Source organism: Mesorhizobium captivum (genome assembly GCF_033977165.1).
In the GTDB taxonomy this organism is placed as follows: Bacteria; Pseudomonadota; Alphaproteobacteria; order Rhizobiales; family Rhizobiaceae; genus Mesorhizobium; species Mesorhizobium captivum.
On record NZ_JAVIJB010000002.1, the window covers coordinates 292,132 to 313,905 of the forward strand.

Sequence of the window (21,774 nt, forward strand, 5' to 3'; positions counted from 1 at the left end):
GGTTGCCACCCTGGCGAAAACGCTCGCCAAATCCCGCAGCGCCGGAAAGGTGCGAGGAAAGATGACGGTTATCCTCGGTGCGTTGCTCACTATCGCCGGTGTCGTGTACATGGCAGGCGCCGCTCTGAGGCGCGGACGACTGAGTGACCCAGCTCCCACAGCGCCGGATCGCCCGGCGCCGAACCTGCCAACACCGGGCCCGACACTGGAGCCGCGGCGGCGCGGACTCGGTTTCCTAGGCCTGTCGCAGAATTGGCCGGGTCTGCTGATGATGGCGATCGGCATCATCCTGCTGTTGTCGATGGCGGTTCTCTGACGTTAAAGCATGTCTCCCGAAAGTGGGAACCGGTTCGAGACAAAGACATGCGTAAAATCAAAAACTAAAGCGCATAGCGCGAATCTGAAAGATCGCGACACGCTTTAGGGCATTATAGCGTCCTCACCGCTATCGTAACGTAATCGATACTTCCTTGCTGCATGAATGCACCTGCGCCAGGTTGCAGAAGCCCGGCGCCGGCAAGGACAGTGCATGCTGCTCGACTACAACTCATTGCTGCTGGCCGTCGGCTTCTCCGCCGCCTGCCTCAGCCTGACCCTGTTCGGAACCTGGCTGACCGCCCGTTCCGACAAGTTCCTGCTGACATGGGTAATCAGCGTGCTGGTGGTGGCAATCGAGGTCTTTGTCTATGACGCCTATATCGAAGCGCCCGGAACGGCTCTCGGCATCCTGACGCTAGCGCTGTTGCTGCTTGGCTTCTCGGTGATGCTGGGCGCCGCCTGCCAGTTCCGGACCGGCCACTCCCCGCTGCCGCGCATCGCACTTGGCGCCGGCATCTCCTTCGCGCTGGCGCTGCCGCCCATGGCGCTCGGCTATGACGGGCTGGGCTTCATGCTCGAGAATTCGCTCGCCGCACTGCTCCTGTTCGGCACGGCGCATGACTATTGGAAAGGCCGCGCGGAGGCGCCGGCGCAGCTTATTGGGGTGGCGCTGCTCTACACGCTGACCGCCGCGTCCTTTGTGCTGTGCGCAGTCGTTCTGGCATGGGACGGCAAGCTGGTGCTTGGCCACGCGCCGAACAATTGGGCGGAGGATCTTAGCCTGGTCATCGTCATCGCCTCGATGACCGGCATCGGCGCACTGTCGCTGGCGCTCAACCAGGGGCGGCTCGCGCGCCATCACAAGCGCGAGGCGGAGACCGATGCGCTGACCGGGCTGCTCAACCGCCGCGCCTTGTTCGACCTGCACGGCAAGCTGCCCGTCGGCGCCTTCACGGCGGTGGTGGTGTTCGACCTCGATGGCTTCAAGGCGATCAACGACCAGTACAGCCACGCCGCCGGCGACGAGGTGCTCAAGGTGTTCGCCGAAGAACTGTCCGGCAATCTGCGCCCGACCGACATCGCTGCCCGCATGGGCGGCGAGGAATTCGCGCTGGTGCTGAAGCGCGCCTTGCCTGAGATGGTCGAGAGCACGGCCGAACGGATAAGGATGGCATTCGCCGCGCGGACGATCGAAACCGAGACAGGCCGGTTAAGATGCACGGTGAGCGCCGGTTTCGCCTTCGGCAGCAACGAAGCCACGAGCTTCGACAAGGTGCTCAGCGCCGCCGACAAGGCGCTTTGCGCGGCCAAGCGCGGCGGCCGCAACCGCGTGCTCGATGTTCGCCGCTGCGCTTGAAGCTTGGAGGCCTAAGCATGTCTCCCGAAAGTGGGAACCGGTTTCGGGACAAAGACATGCGCAAAATCAAAAGCCTAAAGCGCATGGAGCGAATCCGAAGGATCGCGACGCGCTTAGGCCGTCAGTGGCGCCCAATCACTTCATTGTAGGCGTCCAAGTCGACGTAAAAAACCTTGGTTATTTCTCCGAGCAGATCGTCCTCGTCATAGCCTTGCGACATAAGGATGTTGATCGCCGTCATGATATCCACGCGTTCGGTGAGGCGTCGCTTCTGATAATCCTCGACAAAACGTTCCATCGCCTTCCCCTGGCAAGTTCTTTGTTGGACGCGTTGACCGACAATCACTGTTGGGAAGTTAGGCGGGCTTGCTTGCGTGGAACTTGCCGGGTGCGCCCGCGCCCCTTCATTTTGCGACTGATACGGAAAGCGACCGACTCACCAAGGCCACGAAAAGACTAGCACGCGGCTTTCGGCGCGCCAGAGTTGTGTATGGTGTTGCAGGAGAAAGAAGAGGCAAGGTGACTTGAGCGCCGTGACTTTGTCATGCTTGGGCGTGGCGATGCAAAGCGGAGCGAAGACCCAAGGATGACATGACTTCAGCCCAGAATGCGTCGCAGAATGCCCCACGGCAGCGATCCTTCGCGCGCCCCGCTGTCCCGCCGGCCTCACAGGTTCAAATCTCGTCGAGAACCTACACCGTCAGGAACTTCCTCACGTCCGCCTGGTCGAGGTCTTCGGCCGGACCGGTATGCACGACCTGGCCGCGGTCCATGATGTTGACCTCGTCGGCGAGCTCGCGGCAGAAATCGAGATATTGCTCGACCAGAAGCACGGCGATCCCCGCCTGGTCGCGCAGATAGCGGATGGCGCGGCCGATATCCTTGATGATCGACGGCTGGATGCCTTCCGTCGGCTCGTCGAGCACCAAAAGCTTCGGCCGCATCACCAGCGCCCGCCCGATGGCGAGCTGCTGCTGCTGACCGCCCGACAGGTCGCCGCCGCGCCGCGACAGCATCTGCTTCAGCACCGGAAACAGCTCGAAGACATGCGCCGGAATGGTGCGGTCGCCGCGCCTCAGCGGCGCGAAGCCCGATTCCAGATTTTCGCGCACCGTGAGCAGGGGAAAAATCTCCCTGCCCTGCGGCACGAATGCGATGCCCGACCGGGCGCGGTCATACGCCGCGCTCCGGTCGAGCGCCTTCCCCTCGAAGGCAACGCTTCCGCTCGTCAGCCGGTGATGGCCGACGATCGATCTCATCAAACTGGTCTTGCCGACGCCGTTGCGGCCGAGCACGCAAGTGATTTTGCCCGCGCCAGCTTTAAGCGAAATGCCGCGCAGCGCCTGCGCGGCGCCGTAATGGAGCGTGGCATTGGAGACTTCGAGCATGGTCAGCTCCTTCTCCAACGCCGGAGGAAAGCGAAGTCGAAACGATAAAAAGGGACCCGCCAGATCATGCTCACCGCCCCAGATAGACTTCGACGACACGCTCGTCGGCCGAAACGAAATCGAGCGTGCCTTCCGACAGCACCGAGCCTTCATGCAGGCAGGTGACCTTGACGCCGAGCTCGCGCACGAAATGCATGTCGTGCTCGACGACGACCACCGAATGGTCGCGCGCGATGTCCTTGAGCAGGCGCGCAGTCTCCTCGGTCTCGGCGTCGGTCATGCCGGCGACCGGCTCGTCGACGAGGAGCAGCTTCGGGTCCTGCGCCAAGAGCATGCCGATCTCCAGCCACTGTTTCTGGCCGTGGCTGAGATTGGCTGCGAGCTCCTCGCGCTTGTCGCCGAGACGGATGATGCCGAGAATATCGTCGATGCGCCGCGTCTCGGCGGCCGCGCGGCGATGGAACAGCGCCGGGAAGATCGAGCGCGGCCCCTTCAGCGCCAGCATCAAATTGTCCTCGACGCTGTGGCTCTCGAAGACGGTCGGCTTCTGGAATTTGCGGCCGATGCCCATCATGGCGATCTCGGCCTCGTCATGCCGGGTGAGGTCGACCTGGCCGTCGAAGAACACCTCGCCCTCGTCAGGCCGCGTCTTGCCGGTGACGATGTCCATCATCGTCGTCTTGCCGGCGCCGTTGGGCCCGATGATCGCCCGCATCTCGCCCTTGTCGAGCACCAGCGACAAATTGTTGATCGCGCGAAATCCGTCGAAGGAAACTGAGACGCCGTCGAGATAGAGGATGGTGTTCGACTTGCTCATGATCGCTCACTCCGCCGGCTGCGGTTCGGCGCCGGAAGCCGACCAAGCGCCCGGGGTTCTCGCCGCCGAGCGCACGATCTTGGGTTGCGTTTCCTGCGGATCGACGCCGGCTTCCGCGGCAAGTGAGGCCGCGCGCATCGCCTTGGCCCTGCCGCGCCAGCTGTCCCACATGCCGACGACGCCCTTGGGCAGGAACAACGTGACGGCGACAAACAGCCCGCCCAGCGCGAACAGCCAGAATTCCGGCAGCACGCCGGTGAACCAGGATTTGCCGGCGTTGACGAGAAGCGCGCCGACGATCGGGCCGACGATGGTGCCGCGCCCGCCGACGGCGGTCCAGATGACCACCTCGATCGAGTTGGCCGGCTCGAACTCGCCGGGATTGATGATGCCGACCTGCGGCACGTAGAGCGCGCCGGCAATGCCCGCCATGATCGCGGAAGCGGTGAAGGCGAACAGCTTGACGTCCTCGGCCCGCCAGCCGAGGAAGCGGGTGCGGCTTTCGGCGTCGCGCACCGCCATCAAGAGCTTGCCGTACTTGGAACGAACAATCGCCGCGGTGATGAAAACGGCCAGCGCAAGCGTGATGGCGCTTGCCGCAAACAGCGCCGAGCGCGTCGCGTCTGCCTGCACGTTGAAGCCGAGTATGTCCTTGAAGTCGGTCAGGCCGTTGTTGCCGCCGAAACCCATGTCGTTGCGGAAGAAGGCGAGCAGCAGCGCATAGGTCATCGCCTGGGTGATGATCGACAGATAGACGCCGGTGACGCGGCTGCGGAAGGCAAACCAGCCGAAGACGAAGGCGAGCAGGCCAGGCACGGCCAGCACCATCGTTGCTGCGAACCAGAAATGGTCGAAGCCATGCCAGAACCAGGGCAGTTCCTTGTAGTTCAGGAACACCATGAAATCGGGCAGGATCGGGTTGCCGTAGACGCCGCGCGAACCGATCTGGCGCATCAGATACATGCCCATCGCATAGCCGCCGAGCGCGAAGAAGGCGCCGTGGCCGAGAGAAAGGATGCCGCAATAGCCCCAGACGAGATCGAGCGCCAAGGCGAGCAGCGCATAGCAGAGATATTTGCCGGTGAGCGCGACGATGTAGGGCGGCACGTAAAAGGCGTTCGCTGGCGAAACCGCAAGGTTGAGCAGCGGCACAATGATGGCGGCTGCCAATAGGATGAGAACCGTGATGGCGATGCGGCGGTCGGCGCCGGCAGCGAAGAAACGCCTGGTGATCATGCTTCCACCGCCCTACCCTTCAGCGCGAACAGGCCGCGCGGGCGTTTCTGAATGAACAGGATGATGAGCACCAGCACGACGATCTTGCCGAGCACCGCACCGGCATAAGGCTCGAGGAATTTGTTGACGATGCCGAGCGAGAAGGCGCCGACCAGCGTGCCCCAGAGATTGCCGACGCCGCCGAAGACGACCACCATGAAGCTGTCGATGATGTAACCACGGCCGAGATTGGGCGAGACGTTGTCGATCTGGCTGAGCGCCACGCCGGCAATGCCGGCGATGCCGGAGCCGAGCGCGAAGGTCAGCGCGTCGACCCATGGCGTCTTGATGCCCATCGATGCGGCCATGCGGCGGTTTGCGGTGACGGCGCGCATCTGCAGCCCCCAGGGCGTGCGCTTCATGACATAGAGCAGCACCGCGAACACCAAGAGCGCGAACACCAGGATCCACAGCCGGTTCCAGGTAATGGCAAGTTGCCCGATGTCGAACGAGCCCGACATCCAGGACGGGTTGCCGACCTCCTGGTTGGTCGGGCCGAAAATGGTGCGCACTGCCTGCTGCAGGATCAGCGAGACGCCCCAGGTGGCCAAAAGCGTCTCCAGCGGGCGACCATAGAGGAAGCGGATGATGCCGCGCTCGATGGCCAGCCCGACCAGCGCGGCGACAAGGAAAGCGAGCGGCAGCGCGATCACCAGCGACCAGTCGAAAAGGCCGGGAAACGAGGTGCGGATAACCTGCTGGACGACGAAGGTGGTGTAGGCGCCGAGCATTACCATCTCGCCATGCGCCATGTTGATGACGCCCATGACGCCGAAGGTGATGGCGAGGCCGATCGCGGCCAGCAGCAGCACCGATCCAAGCGAGACGCCATACCAGATGTTCTGGCCGGCATCCCACAGCGCCAGCGTCGAATTGATGTGGCCGATCGCGGCAGTCGCCGCGTCCTTGACCGCGCCCTGCGCGTTGGCCTCGACCGAGGTCAGCAAGGAAAGCGCATCACGGTCGCCGCGCTCCGCGATGACCGAGACGGCCGCCAGTTTGTCCGCGTCCGGCTTGTCGGAGACCAGGACCGACGCCGCGCGCGCCTGTTCGAACATGGCCTTGACCGAAGGCTCGGTCTCAGCCGCGATCGCGGCATCGAGCGGTTCGATGTTCGCCGCGTCGGGGGTCTTGAACATGGTCGCCGCGGCAGCGAGGCGCACGTTGGCGTCCTTGGCCCGTAGCGTCAGCGTGCCCAGCGCATCGCGGATCGTGCGGCGCAGGCCATTGTTGACCTTGATCTTTGTGAGGTCGGCCTTGGCGGCGTCGGCTGCCTTATCGCCGCTCAGCGGATCGAGCAATTCGATGCCGTCGCCGGCGTCCTTGCCGACAAAGACCTGGGAATCGGCCTTGCGGATATAGAGATTACCGTCGGCGAGTGCCGAGAGCGGCCGCTCGACAGCCGGATCGCCACTCGCGGCAAGTTCGTGCACCACGGCCTCGGTCGCTGAGAAATTGGCGGCTGCCGCGAATTTGGCGATGATGGCGCGGAGATCGGCTTCAGCTGCCTTGGACGGCAACAAGCTTGCCATCATCAGCAGCGTCAGGCCAATCGCGCGCAACAACGTCATCGTCTTCAAGCGGATCTCGAGGGTTTGAGGTGTCTGCCCGGGCGGACCGGCAAGGCCCGCCCGGGCCGCGGCGTCGGATCGCGGGCCACACCGCGACCCTGGGAGGGTCAGTTGGTGCCCTTGCCGCCGCACTTGCCCGTGGCGACGTTGAAGTTGCCGCAGGACAGAGGCGCGCGCCAATCGGAGATCAGCTCCTTGGAGTCAGGCAGATAGTCCGACCATTCGTCGCCCATCACGAGACCGGGCGTTTGCGAAACGGTCTCGAACTGGCCGTCGGCCTGGATCTCGCCGATCAGCACCGGCTTGGTGATGTGATGGTTCGGCATCATCGTCGAATAGCCGCCGGTCAGGTTCGGCACCGAGACGCCGACCATGGCGTCGATGACCTTGTCCGGATCGGTGGTGCCGGCCTTCTCGACCGCCTTCACCCACATGTTGAAGCCGATATAGTGGGCTTCCATCGGATCGTTGGTGGTGCGCTTGTCGCTCTTGATGAACTTGTGCCAGTCGTCGATGAACTTCTTGTTCTCGGGCGTGTCGATGCTCTCGAAATAGTTCCAGGCGGCGAGATGGCCGACCAAAGGCCCGGTGTCGAGACCGGCCAGTTCTTCCTCGCCGACCGAGAAGGCCATGACCGGAATGTCTTCGGCCTTGATGCCCTGGTTGCCGAGCTCCTTGTAGAACGGCACATTGGCATCGCCGTTGACGGTCGACACGACCGCCGTCTTCTTGCCGGCCGAGCCGAACTTCTTGATCGCCGAGACCTCGGTCTGCCAGTCGGAGAAACCGAACGGCGTGTAGTTGACCATGATGTCCCCGGCCGGCACGCCCTTCGACTTGAGGTACGCCTCGAGTATCTTATTGGTGGTGCGCGGATAGACATAGTCGGTGCCTTCGAGCACCCAGCGCTTCACCGAGCCGCCATCGGCGCTCATCAGATAGTCGACGGCAGGAATCGCCTGCTGGTTCGGCGCCGCGCCGGTGTAGAAGACGTTGCGCTCGCTCTCCTCGCCCTCATACTGGACGGGATAGAACAGGATATTGTCGAGTTCGCTGAACACCGGCAGCACCGATTTGCGCGACACCGAGGTCCAGCAGCCGAACACCGCCGCCACCTTGTCCTTCGAAATCAGCTCGCGCGCCTTTTCGGCGAATAGCGGCCAGTTGGACGCCGGATCGACGACGACCGCCTCGAGCTTCTTGCCGAGCAGGCCGCCCTTGGCGTTCTGCTCCTCGATCAGCATCAGCATGACGTCCTTCAGCGTCGTCTCCGAAATCGCCATGGTCCCCGACAGCGAATGGAGGATGCCGACCTTGATCGTATCGTCGGCCGCCTTGGCGGGAGCCGAGATCGACAGGCCAGCAGCGATTACGCCGGCCGAAATCATTTTTGTTATTGCCGAGAAATTGCCCCTCATGTTCCACGCTCCCAAGCTGGTTGTTTTGCATCGCAACATAGCGGTGCAAGCGACGTGCCAAACGCGAGAGCGTGGCGATGCGGGGAGCGATAGATCAGCGTTTACAAGAAGTTATTGTATAGCCGCCAAACGTATCGCGCCTCTTGAGTTCATCAAGGACTGAGAAAACTTTGCGCAGGCCTGCCTAGATTTTGCCCAAATCGTAAAATTGCCTAAACTTTAATCCCGCTTCGATTTGTGGCAGGTTTTCGCCGGGTTGCGGGGCGGCGGCAAAATGGGGCAAGGTCGCCGCCAAAACGAGCGACGTCATGGCCCTTCGAATTCTCTTGAGCTTCCTGCTTCTCATGTCCGCCGTTGACGGCGCCCGCGCCGATTTCACCGACGGAAAGCTGCCGGACGGCGTCTATCATTGCGAGGTCTACCTGCTCGGCCTGTTCCTCAACCTCGGCGACATCACCATCAAGGGCAATGTTTACAGCGGCCCGGTGACCTTCGGCACTTCGGGAACCTACAACTACCAGATGGACGCCAACGGCGAGATCAGTTGGCTGGGCCCCCTCGGCGGCTACACCAGCGGCGGCAACTCGATCTCACTGACGCAAGCGACACTGGACGACCCAGCCGGCCCCTCCTTCGACATCATCCTAAAGCAGCAGGACGGCGCCTTCACTGCCTCGACCTGCACCAGGAGGTAGCGGCGGCGCTGTCCGCGTTCGCCATCGCAATACGCCCACTCGTGTCATCCGGATGTTGCCGAAGCAGCTTAGGCAGCGCGGTGTCGTCAAACATCCACCCCGAGAGGCAGACACGATGGCCAACTCTCCGTCTTCACCCTCCCCTGTCATCCGCGACGTCATCGCCGCACGCGTCTCGCGCCGCGAACTCCTCAAAGGCGGCCTCGCCTCCGGCGCGTTGATTGCCGGCAGCAGCTTCGTCGGCTCCTTGTTTGCCGGCGAAACACATGCCGCGGCCGCCCTTTCCACGCTCGGTTTTCCGGAGCTGAAGCGCGTCTACGACAAGACCCACGCCGCCGCCGAAGGCTATCAGACGACCATCGTCGCTCGCTGGGGCGATCCGCTCGCCGCCGGGCTGTCCGAATTCGACGGCAACAAGGTCGCGTCGGAAGAGCAGGAGAAGCGCTTCGGCTACAACTGCGACTACATCGTCTTCATGCCGCTGCCCAAGGGATCGGTGAATTCCGACCACGGCCTGCTCTGCGTCAACAATGAATACATCTCGCCGAACGTGATGTTCCCCGGCATGACCGAGGACGACGCCGGCAAGACGATGACGAAGGAGCAGGTCGACCTCGGCCTCGCGGCGATGGGCCACTCGATCGTCGAGGTGATACTTAAGGACGGCAAGTGGTCAATCATCGAGGACAGCCCGCTCAATCGCCGCATCACTGCCAACACCGAGATGGTTGTCTCAGGCCCTGTCGCCGGCCATGCGCTGATGCAGACCTCCGCCGACGCGACCGGCAGCAAGGTGCTGGGGACCAGCTACAACTGCAGCGGCGGCGTCACGCCCTGGGGTACGGTGCTGACCTGCGAGGAAGGCGTGTCCGATCTCTTCGGCGGCGATCCGAAGAAGGCGCCGACCGCCGACATGCTCGACCGCTATGGTTTCGACGGCTCCGACATCTACGGTCGCGGCCGCTTCCACGACCGCTTCAACATAGACAAGGAGCCGAACGAGCCGAACCGGTTCGACTGGGTTGTCGAGATCGACCCCTATGATCCGCAGGCGAAGCCGGTGAAGCGCACCGCGCTCGGCCGCATGTCGCATGAGGCCTCGACGGTCGTGCGCAACAAGGACGGCCGCATCGTCGTCTACATGGGCGATGACGACTATTTTGAGTACATGTACCGCTTCGTCTCCGCCAAGCCATACGACGCTGCCAATCCCGCTTCCGGCAAGGATCTTCTGGATGACGGCGTGCTCTCGGTGGCGCGTTTCGATGCTGACGGCACGATGAGCTGGCTGCCGCTGGTCCACGGCCAGGGCAAGCTCACCGCCGAGAACGGTTTTGCCGACCAGGCAGAGGTGCTGTTGAAGACGCGCCTTGCCGCCGATGCGATCGGCGCGACGCCGATGGACCGGCCGGAGGACATCGAGACCAACCCGGTCACCGGCCGCGTCTATGCGGTGATGACCAAGAACAAGAAGCGCGACGAATCCAAGGTGAACCCGGCCAATACGCGGCCGGAAAACCTCTGGGGCCACATCGTCGAGCTGATCCCGCCCGGCGGCCACAGCACTGACGCTGATCACACCGCCGACAAATATGCCTGGGACCTGTTCGTGCTCTGCGGCAATCCCAAGGATGCCAAGGTCGGCGCCACCTTCCATCCCGACACCTCGGACAATGGCTGGTTCGTCTGCCCGGACAACATCACCTTCGACCCGGCCGGCCGGCTGTGGGTGGCGACGGACGGCGCCAACGACTTCGATCTTCCGGACGGCGTTTATGGCGTCGACACCGAAGGGGCGGCGCGCGGCCTGCCAAAACTGCTCTTCACCTGCCCGCATGGCGCCGAGGCGACCGGCCCCTGCTTCACGCCCGACGGCACGACGCTGTTCCTGTCGGTCCAGCACCCGTCCGAGGATGCCGAGACACTCGACAAGGCACAATCGCTGTGGCCCGACTTCAAGGACGGCCAGCCGCCGCGGCCGTCGGTCGTCGCCATCCGGCGCAAGGACGGCCAGCCGGTCGGCGCGTAGGCCTATCGGACCTTTGTGACAAAAAAGGGCGCGGAACCCCTGCGGGTCCCGCGCCAGCAGGCAGTCGGGAGGACTATATGCTTTTCGCCGACATCTGCGCGGCGATGTAGTCTGCCTGTCGGATGGCCAGCGACACGATCGTTAGTGTCGGGTTTTCGGCGCCGCCGGTGGTGAACTGGCTGCCGTCCGACACGAACAGGTTCTTGATGTCGTGCGTCTGGCCATGCTTGTTGACGACGCCGTCAGCCGGTTTCTCGCTCATCCGGTTGGTGCCGAGATTGTGGGTCGAGGGATAGGGCGGCGTCGGGAAGGTCCTGGTCGCGCCGACAGCGGCATACAAAGCCTGGCCTTGGCTGTACGCGTGGTCGCGCATCGCCGTGTCGTTGGCATGGTCGTCGAAATGGACGTCGGCGATCGGCATCCCGTGCTCGTCCTTTTCGTCTTTGTGCAACGTGATGCGGTTTTCCTCGCGCGGCATGTCCTCGCCGACGATCCACAGGCCCGCCATGTGGTCGTAGTGGTCGAGCGCCGTGGTGAAGGAGCGGCCCCAGCCGCCGGGGTTGAGGAAAGCGGCCATGAACGGCAGGCCGAGCGACAGCGTCTCCATCTCGTAGCCGCCGACGAAGCCGCGCGACGGATCGTGACGCGCCTCGTCGCGGATGATGCCGGCCATGGTGGTGCCGCGATACATGTGTACCGGCCTGTCGAAGATGGCGTAGACCGAGCCTGTGGTGTGGCGCATATAGTTCTTGCCCACCTGCCCCGATGAATTGGCGAGCCCCTGCGGGAACTTGCTCGATTCAGAATTGAGCAGCAGGCGCGGGCTCTCGATCGAGTTGCCGGCGACCGCGACGACGCGGGCCTTCTGCTCCTGCAGCTTGCCGTCCTTGTCGGCATAGACGACGCCCGTCACCTTGCCCGAGGCATCATGGTTGATCTTGATCGCCATCGAATTCGGTCGCACCTCCAGATGGCCGGTGGCCTCGCCTTTCGGGATCTCGGTGTAGAGCGTCGACCATTTGGCGCCCCATTTGCAGCCCTGGAAGCAGAAGCCGGTCTGCTGGCAGGAATTGCGATCGTCGCGCTCGACCGAATTGATCGCCATGTTGCCGGTGTGGCATTCCTTGTAGCCGAGCTTGTCGGCGCCGGCCTTGAGCACCTTGAAGTTGTTGTTGCCGGGCAGCCGCGGCCAGTCATTGGTACCGGTCACACCCATCTTGGCTTCGGCCTTGCCGTAGTAGGGCTCCATTTCGGCGAGCGTGACCGGCCAGTCGAGAAGGTTCGCGCCCTTCACCTTGCCGTAGGCCGAAAGCGTCTTGAATTCATGCTCCTGGAAGCGCAGCGACGCGCCCGCCCAATGCGTGGTCGAGCCGCCGACCGACTTGACGATCCAGGCCGGCAGGTTCGGGAAATCCTTTGCCACCCGCCAGTCACCGGAGGTGGTGCGCTTATCTTTCCAGGCGAGCTGGGTAAAGGAATCCCACTCGTCGTTGATGAAGTCCTCATATTCGTGACGGGCGCCCGCCTCGAGGATGACGACGTCGATGCCTTTCTGGGCGAGTTCGTTGCCGAGCGTGCCGCCGCCGGCGCCGGAGCCGATGATGACGACCACGCCGTCGTTCTTGAGATCAAATGATGCTGCCATGGTTTCCTCCCATGAAATCGGTCAAAAGCGGTTCGGGACAGAGCGGTTCAGAGCCACTCGATGTCGTTGAAGCCGCGCGCGATGTAGCCGCCCTTCGAGTAGGACTCGCCCTCGTAACCGAAGATCGGCCACACCTCTTTCTGGTTGTAGAGGCTGACGACGAGGCCGCCGCGCACCGCTTGGAAGAACGGCGTCTTCTCGATCTCCTCGAGCAGTGCGACACGCTGTTCTTCCCAGCCAAGGCCGCGATAGCCGCCCTTGCCGGCCTTCTTGTCGAGATCGGCGATGCCCTTTTCGATCAGCTCCTTGTGGGCTGGATCCTTGGCGGCGGTCTCGTCATGCCCCTTGACGGCGATGGCGTAATATTTGTCCGGCACCTGGTCGTGCGGGTAGATATCGCGCGCCACCTGGATCAGCGTTGCCATCGTCTCCGGCTTCAAGGCCGAGGTTCCCAGCCCCCACGCGTGCTCGGGGCTGATGACGGCGCTGCCGGAAATGATAAGAAGCGCGCCTGCGCCGCCGCGTTTGAGAAGCTCGCGCCGCGAAAGGCCAGGTTTCCTTTCATGCGGCTGCTTCCTTTCATAGATCGTGACCATAATTTCCTCCCTGCTTGCTGTTCGCACCCCATGGGATGCCGTTGATGGCGCCGCGCCGGTCCGCGCGGCTGGTCGTCCCCTATTGGAAGCGCCCTCCCCGCTGCAGGACCTCGATCTTGTAGCCGTCGGGGTCCTCGATGAAGAAGAAGCGGGCGATGAGCGCTCCGTCGCGGTTGAACTCCACGATTTTCTTCGGATTGAGCCCAAGAGCGCCGAGCCGGTCGTGCTCGCTGTCGAGATCGACGACAGAGACGGCGAGGTGGCCGTAGCCGTCGCCAAGCGCATAGGGCTCCGTGCGGCCCTTGTTGACCGTCAGCTCGACCTCGAACGGCGAGTCGGCGTTGCTGAGGTAGACGAGGGTGAAAGTCTCGAAATCGAGCCGCTGCGCGACGTCGAGGCCAAAGGCCTTGCTGTAGAAATCGATGGACCGGGCCTCGTCGAGAACCCGGATCATGGTGTGGATCGCCTTCGCCAAATCGGTCTCCGCAGCTTTGGTGCTCTGGAAGTCGATTATGCGCTCCGGCGAAAAAAGGTGGTGGCAGCCGATTACCACGCATGCGGCTGGAAAACGGCTAGTTTCGCGCCAGTTTTGCATCGCCCGGAAATGCGGCGCGACGCATTCTGAGGACGAAAGTCTGATTGCCGTCACTGGCCGTCAGGCCGAAGATGAAAGCGCAGGCAGTATTCAAGAGGCGCCAACGCTCAATCGGCGCCCAAGACCAACAAGAACGGGAGGTAACGATGTGCAGAGTCTTTGCCGGGCAGGATCCGGAAGGCTACCGGCAGATCAACCGGTCAATCCGCATAGACGGGCATTCGACGAGCATCCAGCTCGAGGCGACGTTCTGGGCGCTGCTCGACGAGATCGCCGAGAGCCAGGGTCTGACGACACCCAAATTCATCTCGACCCTCTATGACGAGGCGATCGAGATCAACGGCCAGATCCCGAACTTCGCCTCGATGCTGCGCACGACCTGCGCGCTCTATCTGCGCGGTCACCGGCCGGCAGTGGGGGAACAGGCTGCGCTGAAACAGGTCGCCGCCTAGCTTGCCGCCGCGACCTCGAGCGCCAGCCGCGTCATGTCGGTGAACAGCGCCTGACGTTCGGAATAGTCGGTCTGCTCGTCCGTGGCGACGTGGTCGACCACGGTCAGCAGCGACAGGGCGCGCGCGCCGAACTGCGCGGAGATGCGGTAGAGCGCGCTGGTTTCCATGTCGACCGCCAGCGCGCCGAGCGTCCTTGGCTCGTCGAACCGGGCTCGGCCATCGGGATGGTGGAACACGTCGCTGCAGATGGTCAGCCCAGCGCTGCAGGCGATGCCGAGATCGGCAGCCCGCCGCAGCGCCAGTGCATGCAGCGCCTCATCTGGCCCCGCCGGCTGGTACAGCCCGAAGACTTGCCCGCTGATTGCGCCCTCGGCGCGCACGGCACTGGAAATGACCACGCCGCGCAGTGGAACATCCTCCGATAGGGCGCCGCATGTGCCGGTGCGGATCAGCGTCTTCACCCCATGATAATCCAGCAGCTCATGGGCGTAGATCAGGAAGGACGAGACGCCGATGCCGGTTGCCTGGATGCTGACCGGTTTGCCGCGGAACCGGCCGGTGAAACCGAGGGCGCCCCGACGGAGATTGACGCAGCGCGGCGCCTCCAAAAAAGTTTGCGCCATCCACTGCGCGCGCTCGGGGTCGCCCGGCAGCAGCACCGTTTCGGAATAATCGCCCCTGCCCGCCTCGATGTGCGGCGTCACGCTACCTCCCTGTCATGCAAACTCGACCCATCATGGCAGGCTCGCGGCAATGTGCAAGCGATAGCTGTTTTAGGATTCCAGCACATCCTTGACGATGGTCGCCAGTTGCTTGAGCGAGAAAGGTTTGGGCAGGAAACCGAAATGCGCGTCGGCGGGCAGGTTTTTGGCGAACGCGTCCTCGGCATAGCCGGAAACGAAAACGAACTTGATGTCCGGCTGCCGTTTGCGCAACTCGCCGAGCAGCGTCGGCCCATCCATTTCCGGCATCACCACATCGGACACGACGATGTCGACCTTGCCGCCGAGGGCCTCGAAGACCTCCAGCGCCTCGACACCGGACGACGCCTCATGGACCGTGTAACCGCGCGAGTTCAGCGCTCTGACGCCGCCCATGCGAACAGCATCCTCGTCCTCGACCAGAAGCACGGTCGCCGAACCTGAGAGATCCTTGACGGTATCGGCCGACTTGGCCGGCACCGCGGCGACCGCGGCGGCGTCGGCAGGCTCGCTCGCCTTCTTCACCTCCGCGACGTGTCGCGGCAGGAAGATGCGGAACACCGTCCCCTTGCCGACCTCGGAATCGCAGAAGATGAAGCCGCCGGTCTGCTTGATGATGCCATAGACCATCGAGAGGCCAAGGCCCGTGCCCTTGCCGACCTCCTTGGTGGTGAAGAAGGGTTCGAAGATTTTCTTCAGCACGTCCGGCGCGATGCCGCTGCCGGTGTCTTCGACTTCGACAAGCGCATAGTCGGCCGGGGTAAGCTCGCGATAGGCGAAGGATCTGCACTCCTCGGTCGTGACGTTGCGGGTGCGCACGGTGAGGTCGCCGCCGGCGGGCATCGCGTCGCGCGCGTTGACGGCGAGATTGACCACCACCTGCTCGAACTGGCCGATGTCGACCTTGACCGGCCACAGGTCGCGGCCGTGATCGATCTTCAGACGGATGTCGTTGCCAACCAGGCGGGCGAGCAGCATCCGCAGATCGGCGAGAACATCGGTCAGGTTGAGCACTTCCGGCCGCAGCGTCTGCTTGCGCGAGAAGGCCAGCAATTGCCTGACAAGGGACGCCGCGCGGTTGGCGTTCTGCTTGATGTTCATGATGTCGGGGAAAGACGGGTCCGACGGACGGTGGTTGGTGAGCAGAAGGTCCGACGCCATGATGATGGCGGTGAGCACGTTGTTGAAATCGTGCGCGATGCCGCCGGCAAGCTGGCCGACCGCCTGCATTTTCTGGCTCTGCGCCATCTGGCCTTCGAGCGCTTTCTGCTCGGTGGTCTCGACCGCGTAGACGATTGCGGACTCCTCCACCCCTTCGCCGCCGGCGCCATCGGCGACAGCGTTGACGTAGAAGCGAATGTGGCGCTCGTCATTGCCGGGCAGCAGCGAGTCGATCGGCTCGATATTGGCCTGCCGCTGCCGCGCCCTTTCGAAGGCGGCAGCGAAGGCCGGCCGGTCGCGTTCATGTATTACGGTCTCGAAGCGCACGCGCCTGTCTACCGCGTCGCGGTCGACGACAGACGAAAACAGCGACAGGAACGGCGCGTTGGTGCGCAGAATGCGCCCGCTGGCGTCGACGCCGGCGATCGCCATCGGCGTCGAGTTGAAGAAGCGGGTGAAACGGACCTCCGAGGCGCGGAGATCGGCGGAAGCGTCCTCGCCCTGCGTGCGGTTGAGCACGATGGTGCGGGTTGGCCCGTTCACGCCTTCGCGGCTCGCCGAAACACGATGCATGAAGCGGACCGGCAGCGCCTGGCCACTCATTGTCGTGAGATCGAGGTCGATGACGGCATTGCGCGTGGTGCCGGGATCCGCCTTGACCGAGCGGACGAGCGCCATGCCGTCGCCGGCAACGATTTCCGGCAGCGTCACCGCGCCCGGGGTGAAGCTGGCAAGGTCGATGCCCAGCCATTCGGCAAGGGTGGCGTTGATATAGGTCACGCGGCCTTCCTGGTCGGCCGAGAAGAAGCCGGCCGGCGCGTGGTCGAGATGGTCTATGGCCTTTTGCAGGTCGAGGAAGAACCGCTCCTGCTCCGCCCGCTCCTGCGAGATGTCGGCAATTTGCCAGGCAAGCATCGGCAGCCGCTGGCCCGGCACATTGAAGGCGCGCGCGCGGGCACGATACCAGCGCGCGCCAGGCTCGGCCCCCGGTTTGATCGACTGCGCCAGCCGGAATTCACCGTCGCCGGCCTGGCCATCGCGCAGACCGGACGCCAGTCGGTAGATGGTCATCGAAGCCTCGGGAACATCCGAAAGCAGCCCTTCGACCGTCTTGAGGTCGGCCGCCGAAGCAGCACCCGTCATGTCGGCATAGGCCCGGTTGGCGTAGATGACGCGACCCTTGGTGTCGGTGACGAGGAGACCTTGCGACATCGAATCGACGAAGGCTTTCGACAACTCGTCGCCGGTGGAGCGCGGCGCGATCTGCACGAAGCCGATCGCCGTCGCAAACAGGAAGCCGACGCCGATCATGGCTAGCACGCCCAACATGCCGAGCAGGAAGGGATCGCCGAGGCGCTCGCGGAACAGCCCGAAGACGATCGCGGCGCCGGTCAAGACGACGATGAAGATAATGAGCCTGGTGACGGCGCCCGGACGCGTGTTTTGGTCGACGATCGGTACCGGATAGAAATCGCCGCGCGTTTCCTTGGCCATGTGCCCCCTGCTCGTGATTCCGATGCCCCGACACCCGCGAACGGCCGGTTGAATCACATTCTCCTGTAGCGGAAAAGGCCCAGACGGCAAATGTCCGATAAAATCAACGATTCATGTTTCAAACTGTTCACGATGCGTGATGCGAACTTGCGGTCGCTAGTCCCAACGGTCTAGTGTCGCCTCACCTCACAAATGGCGATTGGGTGCACCGATGCTGCAGTGGCTGGATAGCGTGGCGGGTCCGGGTTATGTCGCTGCAATCCTGTGGACGTTTGCGGCCCTTATACTGCTGGTCGTCGTCCTGCTCGTCATCAAGGTGGTCCGCAACCTTACCTTCGGCACCTTCGTTGCCGGCGGCAGGAACCGCAAGACGCGGCTCGCCGTCATGGACGCCACCGCTGTCGACAGCCACCGCCGGCTGGTACTGGTGCGGCGCGACGATATCGAACACCTGATCCTGATCGGCGGCCCGACCGATGTCGTGGTCGAACGCGACATAAGGCTTGCCGCGCCCCGCCGCCCCGCGCTGACCGGCGACAGCGGCCAACAACAGGCCGCCGCGCCGCGCCCGCGCGCGCCGCAGCCCGCGCCAGCGTCGGCAAGGCAACCGCCAGCGCCGTCGCCGTCGCCGGCTCCAACTGCCGAGCCCGCGCGTCCGCGCACGGCAACCTCCGCGCCCAAACCAGTGGTCCCGAGCCAACCGACGGCGAAAGTCATGCCGCTCCCTGCCTATGGAACGAACGGCAGCGTCCGGCATGCCCCGCCACCGCCCTCCAACGACACGATCGACGATACGCTGATGCATGAACTCGAGGCATCGCTGGAAGAGTCGCACCCCAAGCCGGCAAGCAGCAAGCCGGCGGCGAGGCCTTCGCTCGATGACGAGATGACCAAGCTCCTCGGCGAGCTTGCCAGCCACAAACGCTGACCCGGCAATACACGACTGACAGCCGGCGGTTTATCGACCTGGAAGCGTCCGCGGCAGGTCGAACCACGGCAACACGCTGTTTTCGAACCTCGTCATGGCGCAGATCCGATCCCCGGACAGGGTCAGCACGATGAGGCCGATCCCGTGGCTGATGCCGTCGGATCCGCGCAGATAGGCGCCGAAGGCCGGCTGGCCATTGGCCCTGGTTGCCACGAGGTCGAACCTGCGCCCCGCGCCGAAAATGCCGGCGCAGAAGCGAACCACGAGATCCCGCCCCTGATATTCGAGCGGCATCGGCGGCATGGAAATGAACACATCGTCAGTCAGCAGCGTCACCAGCGTATCGAGGTCCGCGGCTTCATAGGCTCCGACGAACTTCGCCACGATCGCCCTCTCCTGCGCTGAATGGGCGACAGGCGGCGGCTCGCGGTCGGCGGATGGCGACGGCCGCCGCTGTAGGCCGGCGCGTGCACGCTTGAGAGCACTATTGGCCGATTCCACAGTGGAATCCAGCATTTCGGAGACTTCTTTTGCATCGAAACCGAGAACATCGCGCAGGATAAGCACGGCGAGCTGGCGAGGCGGCAGCACTTGCATGGCGGTCACGAAGGCCAGCGAAATGGACTCCGTCCGCTCGTAGAGCGCATCCGGGCCGAGCGGCGCGTCGAAAGCGCCGTCAAGCAGGCTGTCGGGAAACGGCTCCAGCCAGACGACCTCGCCGCGCCCAGTCGGCTCGGGCGGTTCGACGCCGGGAATGTCCCACGCCTTGGCAGGCCGCCGGCTGGCGGTGCGGCGGGCGTTGAGGCAGCGGTTCGTGGCGATCCGGTAGAGCCAGGTGCGTAGCGAGGCGCGCCCTTCGAAGCCGTTGAAGCCCTGCCAGGCCGAGAGCAGCGTGTCCTGAAGGGCGTCCTCGGCATCCTGGAAGGACCCGAGCATGCGGTAGCAATGCAGCTGGAGCTCACGCCGATGCGGCGCAATCAGTTCGCGGAACGCTTCGCCATCGCCTGCCCGTGCCTTGTCGATGAGGTCGGCCATATTCGTCGTCATCGCGCTCTCCCGCGTCTCCTGTTGCTTCATCCACGTTAGACACCGGCCGAGGTTCGAAATGGGCGGCGCCCAGTTTTGCGATGCGGCGGTGTCTCTATCTGCGGACGGCTCCAACGCGCGGATGCGTTCGAGCAGCCAGGAACCAAAATCGAAAGGAACAGGACATGTTGTTAAAGGGCAAGGTTGCGGTGATCTACGGCGCCGGCGGTGCGATCGGCGGTGCCGTCGCACGCGCATTTGCAAGCGAGGGCGCCAGGGTCTTTCTGACGGGGCACATCCAAGCGCCTGTCGATACCGTCGTAAAGGACGTCATATGGGCCGGCGGCGTTGCCGAGGCGGCAGCGGTCGACGCGCTCGACGAACAGGCCGTGGAGACACACCTCCAATCCGTGGTCGACAAGGCAGGTAGGATCGACATTTCGTTCAACGCTGTCGGTGTGGCGCATGCGGCGATATTGGGCGTGCCACTGGCCAAAATGGAAATCGGTCAATTCTCGTTGCCGATAGTGGCCTACACGACGTCCTACTTCCTGACCGCGCGCGCAGCCGCCAGGCACATGATCCCCAACAAGGCTGGGGTGATTATGACCGTTACCGCCCTGCCGGCGCGGATCGGGACTCCACTGAACGGCGGATACGGACCGGCGCAGGCCGCCAAGGAAGCGCTTACCCGGGACCTGTCCTACGAGCTTGCGCCGCAAGGCATTCGCGTCGTCAGCCTGCGGCCGCACGGCATTCCGGGGACCAGCACGATGCGGAGCCTCTTCGAGCTCAAGGCAGAGGCTTCGGGCATGAGCTGGGACCAGTTCCAGGCCTACCTGGCCGGCACCACGCACCCCAGGCGCGTCATGGCGCTCGACGAGGTGGCCAACATGGCGGCCTTCATAGCCTCTGACCGAGCCAGCGGGATGACGGGAACCACCGTCAACCTGACCATGGGTGCTCTGGGCGAGTAGCCGCCGGCCGGCGGCTGGCCCGTCTACGCGAGAAGCCCAAAAGAAAATGGCCGGGAAGCCCGGCCATTTTCAATCAGTATCTACATGCCGCATCAGTCGTCGCGGTAGACCTTCTCGCGGCGCTCGTGGCGCTCCTGCGCCTCGATCGACAGCGTCGCGATGGGGCGGGCGTCGAGCCGCTTCAGCGCGATCGGCTCGCCGGTTTCCTCGCAATAGCCGTAGGTGCCTTCGTCGATACGCTGCAGCGCGGAATCGATTTTCGAGATCAGCTTGCGCTGACGATCGCGGGCGCGCAGTTCGATGGCACGGTCGGTTTCGGAAGAGGCGCGGTCGGCCAGGTCGGGATGATTGGCGTTTTCTTGCTGAAGGATTTCGAGGGTTTCACGCGCTTCGCGAAGAATGTCGTTCTTCCATGTGATAAGCTTCATGCGGAAGTAAGATTTCTGCCGTTCGTTCATGAACGGCTCGTCTTCGGAGGGTACGTAATCGGCGGTAACGATATCGTTCATTCGACTCACCCAACAACCCCAAATTTGGCGCCTATATATTCGCGGACCGAAGGCTGCACAAGCGCAATCGGCGACAGTTTCACGCAATTGTTAGTACGGGGGAGGCCAGCACAGACAGGCCCTTTCGCAGTAAGGGCACAGCCGAATTCCTGTACGATTGGCTATGCTTGAGCGATGCCGGCCATTGTGCATGGGACGCTTCTCGTGGCTAATCCCATAACGCCTTGGACGAATTTTCGTTGCTTGGCGCCAGTGAGGGATCGGGTTGAGCAGACTTTATCTGTTGAGGCATGCCAAGGCCGGATGGGCGCTGCCCGGCGTTCGCGACTTCGATCGTCCGCTCGACGAATCGGGCATGGCCGACGCCGAGGCGATGGGCGATGCCATGCGGGCCCGCAACTATGTGCCTGATGTCACGCTTTGCTCCAATGCCAAGCGGGCGCGGCAGACGCTCGAGGGTCTTGCGGGCCGCACCGACACAGGCCGCGTGCTGTTTTTCGACACGCTCTACAGCGAGGATGCCGCCGGCTACCTCGACATCATCCGCAAGAATGGCGGGGCCGGCTCGTTGCTGGTGATCGGCCACAACCCGATGACGGAAGATCTCGCCATGGCGGTGTCGGGCGACGGCGACGAGACCGCGCGCGGCATGCTGAACCACGGTTTTCCGACCTCCGGCCTCGCCGTGGTGCGCTTTCCCGGTGATCTCGATGAAGCAGGCCAGGGCAACGGCTATCTCGAAGCCTTTCTGACCCCCGCCGATCTCTGACACCATTTCAAACGCCATGCTCAAGGCCTATATCGGACCCTGACGGGCGACCC

Annotated in this window: 21 protein-coding genes; 8 read left to right on the forward strand and 13 right to left on the reverse strand. The window is 63.6% G+C overall.

Going from position 1 to position 21,774, the window contains the following annotated elements; translation table 11 throughout:
* The first annotated feature begins 61 nt into the window (after window positions 1–61).
* Together RFM40_RS03510 and RFM40_RS03515 are read left to right on the forward strand one after the other, a co-directional pair.
* Window positions 62–316, forward strand: a complete 255-nt coding sequence (locus RFM40_RS03510) for a hypothetical protein (RefSeq protein WP_320227149.1) — start codon at window positions 62–64, stop codon at window positions 314–316.
* Between the two features lie 213 nt (window positions 317–529).
* Entirely contained in the window at window positions 530–1,675 is a 1,146-nt protein-coding gene (locus tag RFM40_RS03515; RefSeq protein ID WP_320277156.1) for a GGDEF domain-containing protein, read from the forward strand.
* Window positions 1,676–1,796: 121 nt separating this feature from the next.
* Here RFM40_RS03515 and RFM40_RS03520 read toward each other — a convergent pair whose 3' ends face one another.
* The 6 genes from RFM40_RS03520 to urtA all read right to left on the reverse strand — a co-directional run bounded on the left by RFM40_RS03520 (window position 1,797) and on the right by urtA (window position 8,144).
* On the reverse strand, window positions 1,797–1,973 hold the full coding sequence (locus RFM40_RS03520; RefSeq protein WP_320219154.1) for a hypothetical protein: 177 nt from the start codon (window positions 1,971–1,973) through the stop codon (window positions 1,797–1,799).
* A 394-nt stretch (window positions 1,974–2,367) separates the two neighbouring features.
* Entirely contained in the window at window positions 2,368–3,063 is a 696-nt protein-coding gene (gene urtE / locus RFM40_RS03525; protein WP_320227151.1) for an urea ABC transporter ATP-binding subunit UrtE, read from the reverse strand.
* Between the two features lie 70 nt (window positions 3,064–3,133).
* The gene (gene urtD / locus RFM40_RS03530; protein WP_320227152.1) at window positions 3,134–3,880 is read right to left on the reverse strand and encodes an urea ABC transporter ATP-binding protein UrtD; all 747 of its coding nucleotides are present in this window, start codon (window positions 3,878–3,880) and stop codon (window positions 3,134–3,136) included.
* 6 nt (window positions 3,881–3,886) lie between these two features.
* Window positions 3,887–5,116, reverse strand: coding sequence for an urea ABC transporter permease subunit UrtC (gene urtC / locus RFM40_RS03535; RefSeq protein ID WP_320227153.1), 1,230 nt, complete (start codon window positions 5,114–5,116; stop codon window positions 3,887–3,889).
* A complete protein-coding gene (gene urtB, locus RFM40_RS03540; protein WP_320277164.1) occupies window positions 5,113–6,726 on the reverse strand; it encodes an urea ABC transporter permease subunit UrtB in 1,614 nt (537 codons plus the stop codon). The genes urtC and urtB overlap by 4 nt, the downstream gene beginning before the upstream one ends.
* A gap of 107 nt (window positions 6,727–6,833) precedes the next feature.
* Window positions 6,834–8,144: an urea ABC transporter substrate-binding protein gene (urtA, locus tag RFM40_RS03545; RefSeq protein ID WP_320227154.1), complete on the reverse strand. Its 1,311-nt coding sequence runs from the start codon at window positions 8,142–8,144 to the stop codon at window positions 6,834–6,836.
* Window positions 8,145–8,452: 308 nt separating this feature from the next.
* Between urtA and RFM40_RS03550 the strand changes: the two genes are divergently transcribed.
* Both RFM40_RS03550 and RFM40_RS03555 read left to right on the forward strand, forming a co-directional pair.
* The gene (locus RFM40_RS03550) at window positions 8,453–8,839 is read left to right on the forward strand and encodes a hypothetical protein (protein WP_320227155.1); all 387 of its coding nucleotides are present in this window, start codon (window positions 8,453–8,455) and stop codon (window positions 8,837–8,839) included.
* 115 nt (window positions 8,840–8,954) lie between these two features.
* A complete protein-coding gene (locus tag RFM40_RS03555; protein WP_320277157.1) occupies window positions 8,955–10,868 on the forward strand; it encodes a PhoX family protein in 1,914 nt (637 codons plus the stop codon).
* A 73-nt stretch (window positions 10,869–10,941) separates the two neighbouring features.
* Here the strand turns inward: RFM40_RS03555 and RFM40_RS03560 are convergent, their stop codons facing one another.
* The 3 genes from RFM40_RS03560 to RFM40_RS03570 form a co-directional block, all read right to left on the reverse strand.
* A complete protein-coding gene (locus RFM40_RS03560) occupies window positions 10,942–12,513 on the reverse strand; it encodes a GMC family oxidoreductase (protein ID WP_320227157.1) in 1,572 nt (523 codons plus the stop codon).
* Window positions 12,514–12,560: 47 nt separating this feature from the next.
* Window positions 12,561–13,109 (reverse strand): gluconate 2-dehydrogenase subunit 3 family protein, encoded by a 549-nt coding sequence (locus RFM40_RS03565; RefSeq protein ID WP_320227158.1) that lies wholly within the window; start codon window positions 13,107–13,109, stop codon window positions 12,561–12,563.
* A 79-nt stretch (window positions 13,110–13,188) separates the two neighbouring features.
* Window positions 13,189–13,584, reverse strand: a complete 396-nt coding sequence (locus RFM40_RS03570; protein ID WP_320219145.1) for a VOC family protein — start codon at window positions 13,582–13,584, stop codon at window positions 13,189–13,191.
* A 266-nt stretch (window positions 13,585–13,850) separates the two neighbouring features.
* On the opposite strand from RFM40_RS03570, the gene RFM40_RS03575 reads away from it, so the two are divergent.
* The gene (locus tag RFM40_RS03575) at window positions 13,851–14,156 is read left to right on the forward strand and encodes a ribbon-helix-helix domain-containing protein (RefSeq protein ID WP_320219144.1); all 306 of its coding nucleotides are present in this window, start codon (window positions 13,851–13,853) and stop codon (window positions 14,154–14,156) included.
* Here the strand turns inward: RFM40_RS03575 and RFM40_RS03580 are convergent.
* On the reverse strand, window positions 14,153–14,860 hold the full coding sequence (locus RFM40_RS03580; RefSeq protein ID WP_320227159.1) for a purine-nucleoside phosphorylase: 708 nt from the start codon (window positions 14,858–14,860) through the stop codon (window positions 14,153–14,155). The two genes, RFM40_RS03575 and RFM40_RS03580, sit on opposite strands and share 4 nt — an antisense overlap.
* A 69-nt stretch (window positions 14,861–14,929) precedes the next feature.
* Entirely contained in the window at window positions 14,930–17,512 is a 2,583-nt protein-coding gene (gene cckA, locus RFM40_RS03585; RefSeq protein WP_320227160.1) for a cell cycle histidine kinase CckA, read from the reverse strand.
* Window positions 17,513–17,723: 211 nt separating this feature from the next.
* Here cckA and RFM40_RS03590 point away from each other — a divergent pair, with 211 nt between their 5' ends.
* Window positions 17,724–18,440: a flagellar biosynthetic protein FliO gene (locus RFM40_RS03590; RefSeq protein ID WP_320227161.1), complete on the forward strand. Its 717-nt coding sequence runs from the start codon at window positions 17,724–17,726 to the stop codon at window positions 18,438–18,440.
* A gap of 30 nt (window positions 18,441–18,470) precedes the next feature.
* On the opposite strand, the gene RFM40_RS03595 is transcribed toward RFM40_RS03590, so the two are convergent.
* Window positions 18,471–19,487 carry a sigma-70 family RNA polymerase sigma factor gene (locus RFM40_RS03595; RefSeq protein WP_320227162.1) on the reverse strand — a complete coding sequence of 339 codons (1,017 nt, stop codon included), beginning with the start codon at window positions 19,485–19,487 and terminating at the stop codon, window positions 18,471–18,473.
* A gap of 164 nt (window positions 19,488–19,651) precedes the next feature.
* On the opposite strand from RFM40_RS03595, the gene RFM40_RS03600 reads away from it, so the two are divergent.
* Window positions 19,652–20,443: an SDR family NAD(P)-dependent oxidoreductase gene (locus RFM40_RS03600; protein ID WP_320219139.1), complete on the forward strand. Its 792-nt coding sequence runs from the start codon at window positions 19,652–19,654 to the stop codon at window positions 20,441–20,443.
* A gap of 92 nt (window positions 20,444–20,535) precedes the next feature.
* Here RFM40_RS03600 and dksA read toward each other — a convergent pair whose 3' ends face one another.
* The gene (gene dksA, locus RFM40_RS03605; protein WP_059185643.1) at window positions 20,536–20,952 is read right to left on the reverse strand and encodes an RNA polymerase-binding protein DksA; all 417 of its coding nucleotides are present in this window, start codon (window positions 20,950–20,952) and stop codon (window positions 20,536–20,538) included.
* 265 nt (window positions 20,953–21,217) lie between these two features.
* On the opposite strand from dksA, the gene RFM40_RS03610 reads away from it, so the two are divergent.
* Window positions 21,218–21,721, forward strand: coding sequence for a SixA phosphatase family protein (locus tag RFM40_RS03610; RefSeq protein WP_126100510.1), 504 nt, complete (start codon window positions 21,218–21,220; stop codon window positions 21,719–21,721).
* Window positions 21,722–21,774 lie beyond the last annotated feature (53 nt).

Excerpts from the sequence above, each read along its gene's own strand:
- RFM40_RS03510 (WP_320227149.1), top strand. The coding sequence starts at position 62 with ATGACGGTTATCCTCGGTGCGTTGCTCACTATCGCCGGTGTCGTGTAC.
- RFM40_RS03515 (WP_320277156.1), top strand. The coding sequence starts at position 530 with ATGCTGCTCGACTACAACTCATTGCTGCTGGCCGTCGGCTTCTCCGCC.
- RFM40_RS03520 (WP_320219154.1), bottom strand. The coding sequence starts at position 1,973 with ATGGAACGTTTTGTCGAGGATTATCAGAAGCGACGCCTCACCGAACGC.
- urtE (WP_320227151.1), bottom strand. The coding sequence starts at position 3,063 with ATGCTCGAAGTCTCCAATGCCACGCTCCATTACGGCGCCGCGCAGGCG.
- urtD (WP_320227152.1), bottom strand. The coding sequence starts at position 3,880 with ATGAGCAAGTCGAACACCATCCTCTATCTCGACGGCGTCTCAGTTTCC.
- urtC (WP_320227153.1), bottom strand. The coding sequence starts at position 5,116 with ATGATCACCAGGCGTTTCTTCGCTGCCGGCGCCGACCGCCGCATCGCC.
- urtB (WP_320277164.1), bottom strand. The coding sequence starts at position 6,726 with ATGACGTTGTTGCGCGCGATTGGCCTGACGCTGCTGATGATGGCAAGC.
- urtA (WP_320227154.1), bottom strand. The coding sequence starts at position 8,144 with ATGAGGGGCAATTTCTCGGCAATAACAAAAATGATTTCGGCCGGCGTA.
- RFM40_RS03550 (WP_320227155.1), top strand. The coding sequence starts at position 8,453 with ATGGCCCTTCGAATTCTCTTGAGCTTCCTGCTTCTCATGTCCGCCGTT.
- RFM40_RS03555 (WP_320277157.1), top strand. The coding sequence starts at position 8,955 with ATGGCCAACTCTCCGTCTTCACCCTCCCCTGTCATCCGCGACGTCATC.
- RFM40_RS03560 (WP_320227157.1), bottom strand. The coding sequence starts at position 12,513 with ATGGCAGCATCATTTGATCTCAAGAACGACGGCGTGGTCGTCATCATC.
- RFM40_RS03565 (WP_320227158.1), bottom strand. The coding sequence starts at position 13,109 with ATGGTCACGATCTATGAAAGGAAGCAGCCGCATGAAAGGAAACCTGGC.
- RFM40_RS03575 (WP_320219144.1), top strand. The coding sequence starts at position 13,851 with ATGTGCAGAGTCTTTGCCGGGCAGGATCCGGAAGGCTACCGGCAGATC.
- cckA (WP_320227160.1), bottom strand. The coding sequence starts at position 17,512 with ATGGCCAAGGAAACGCGCGGCGATTTCTATCCGGTACCGATCGTCGAC.
- RFM40_RS03590 (WP_320227161.1), top strand. The coding sequence starts at position 17,724 with ATGCTGCAGTGGCTGGATAGCGTGGCGGGTCCGGGTTATGTCGCTGCA.
- RFM40_RS03595 (WP_320227162.1), bottom strand. The coding sequence starts at position 19,487 with ATGACGACGAATATGGCCGACCTCATCGACAAGGCACGGGCAGGCGAT.
- RFM40_RS03600 (WP_320219139.1), top strand. The coding sequence starts at position 19,652 with ATGTTGTTAAAGGGCAAGGTTGCGGTGATCTACGGCGCCGGCGGTGCG.
- dksA (WP_059185643.1), bottom strand. The coding sequence starts at position 20,952 with ATGAACGATATCGTTACCGCCGATTACGTACCCTCCGAAGACGAGCCG.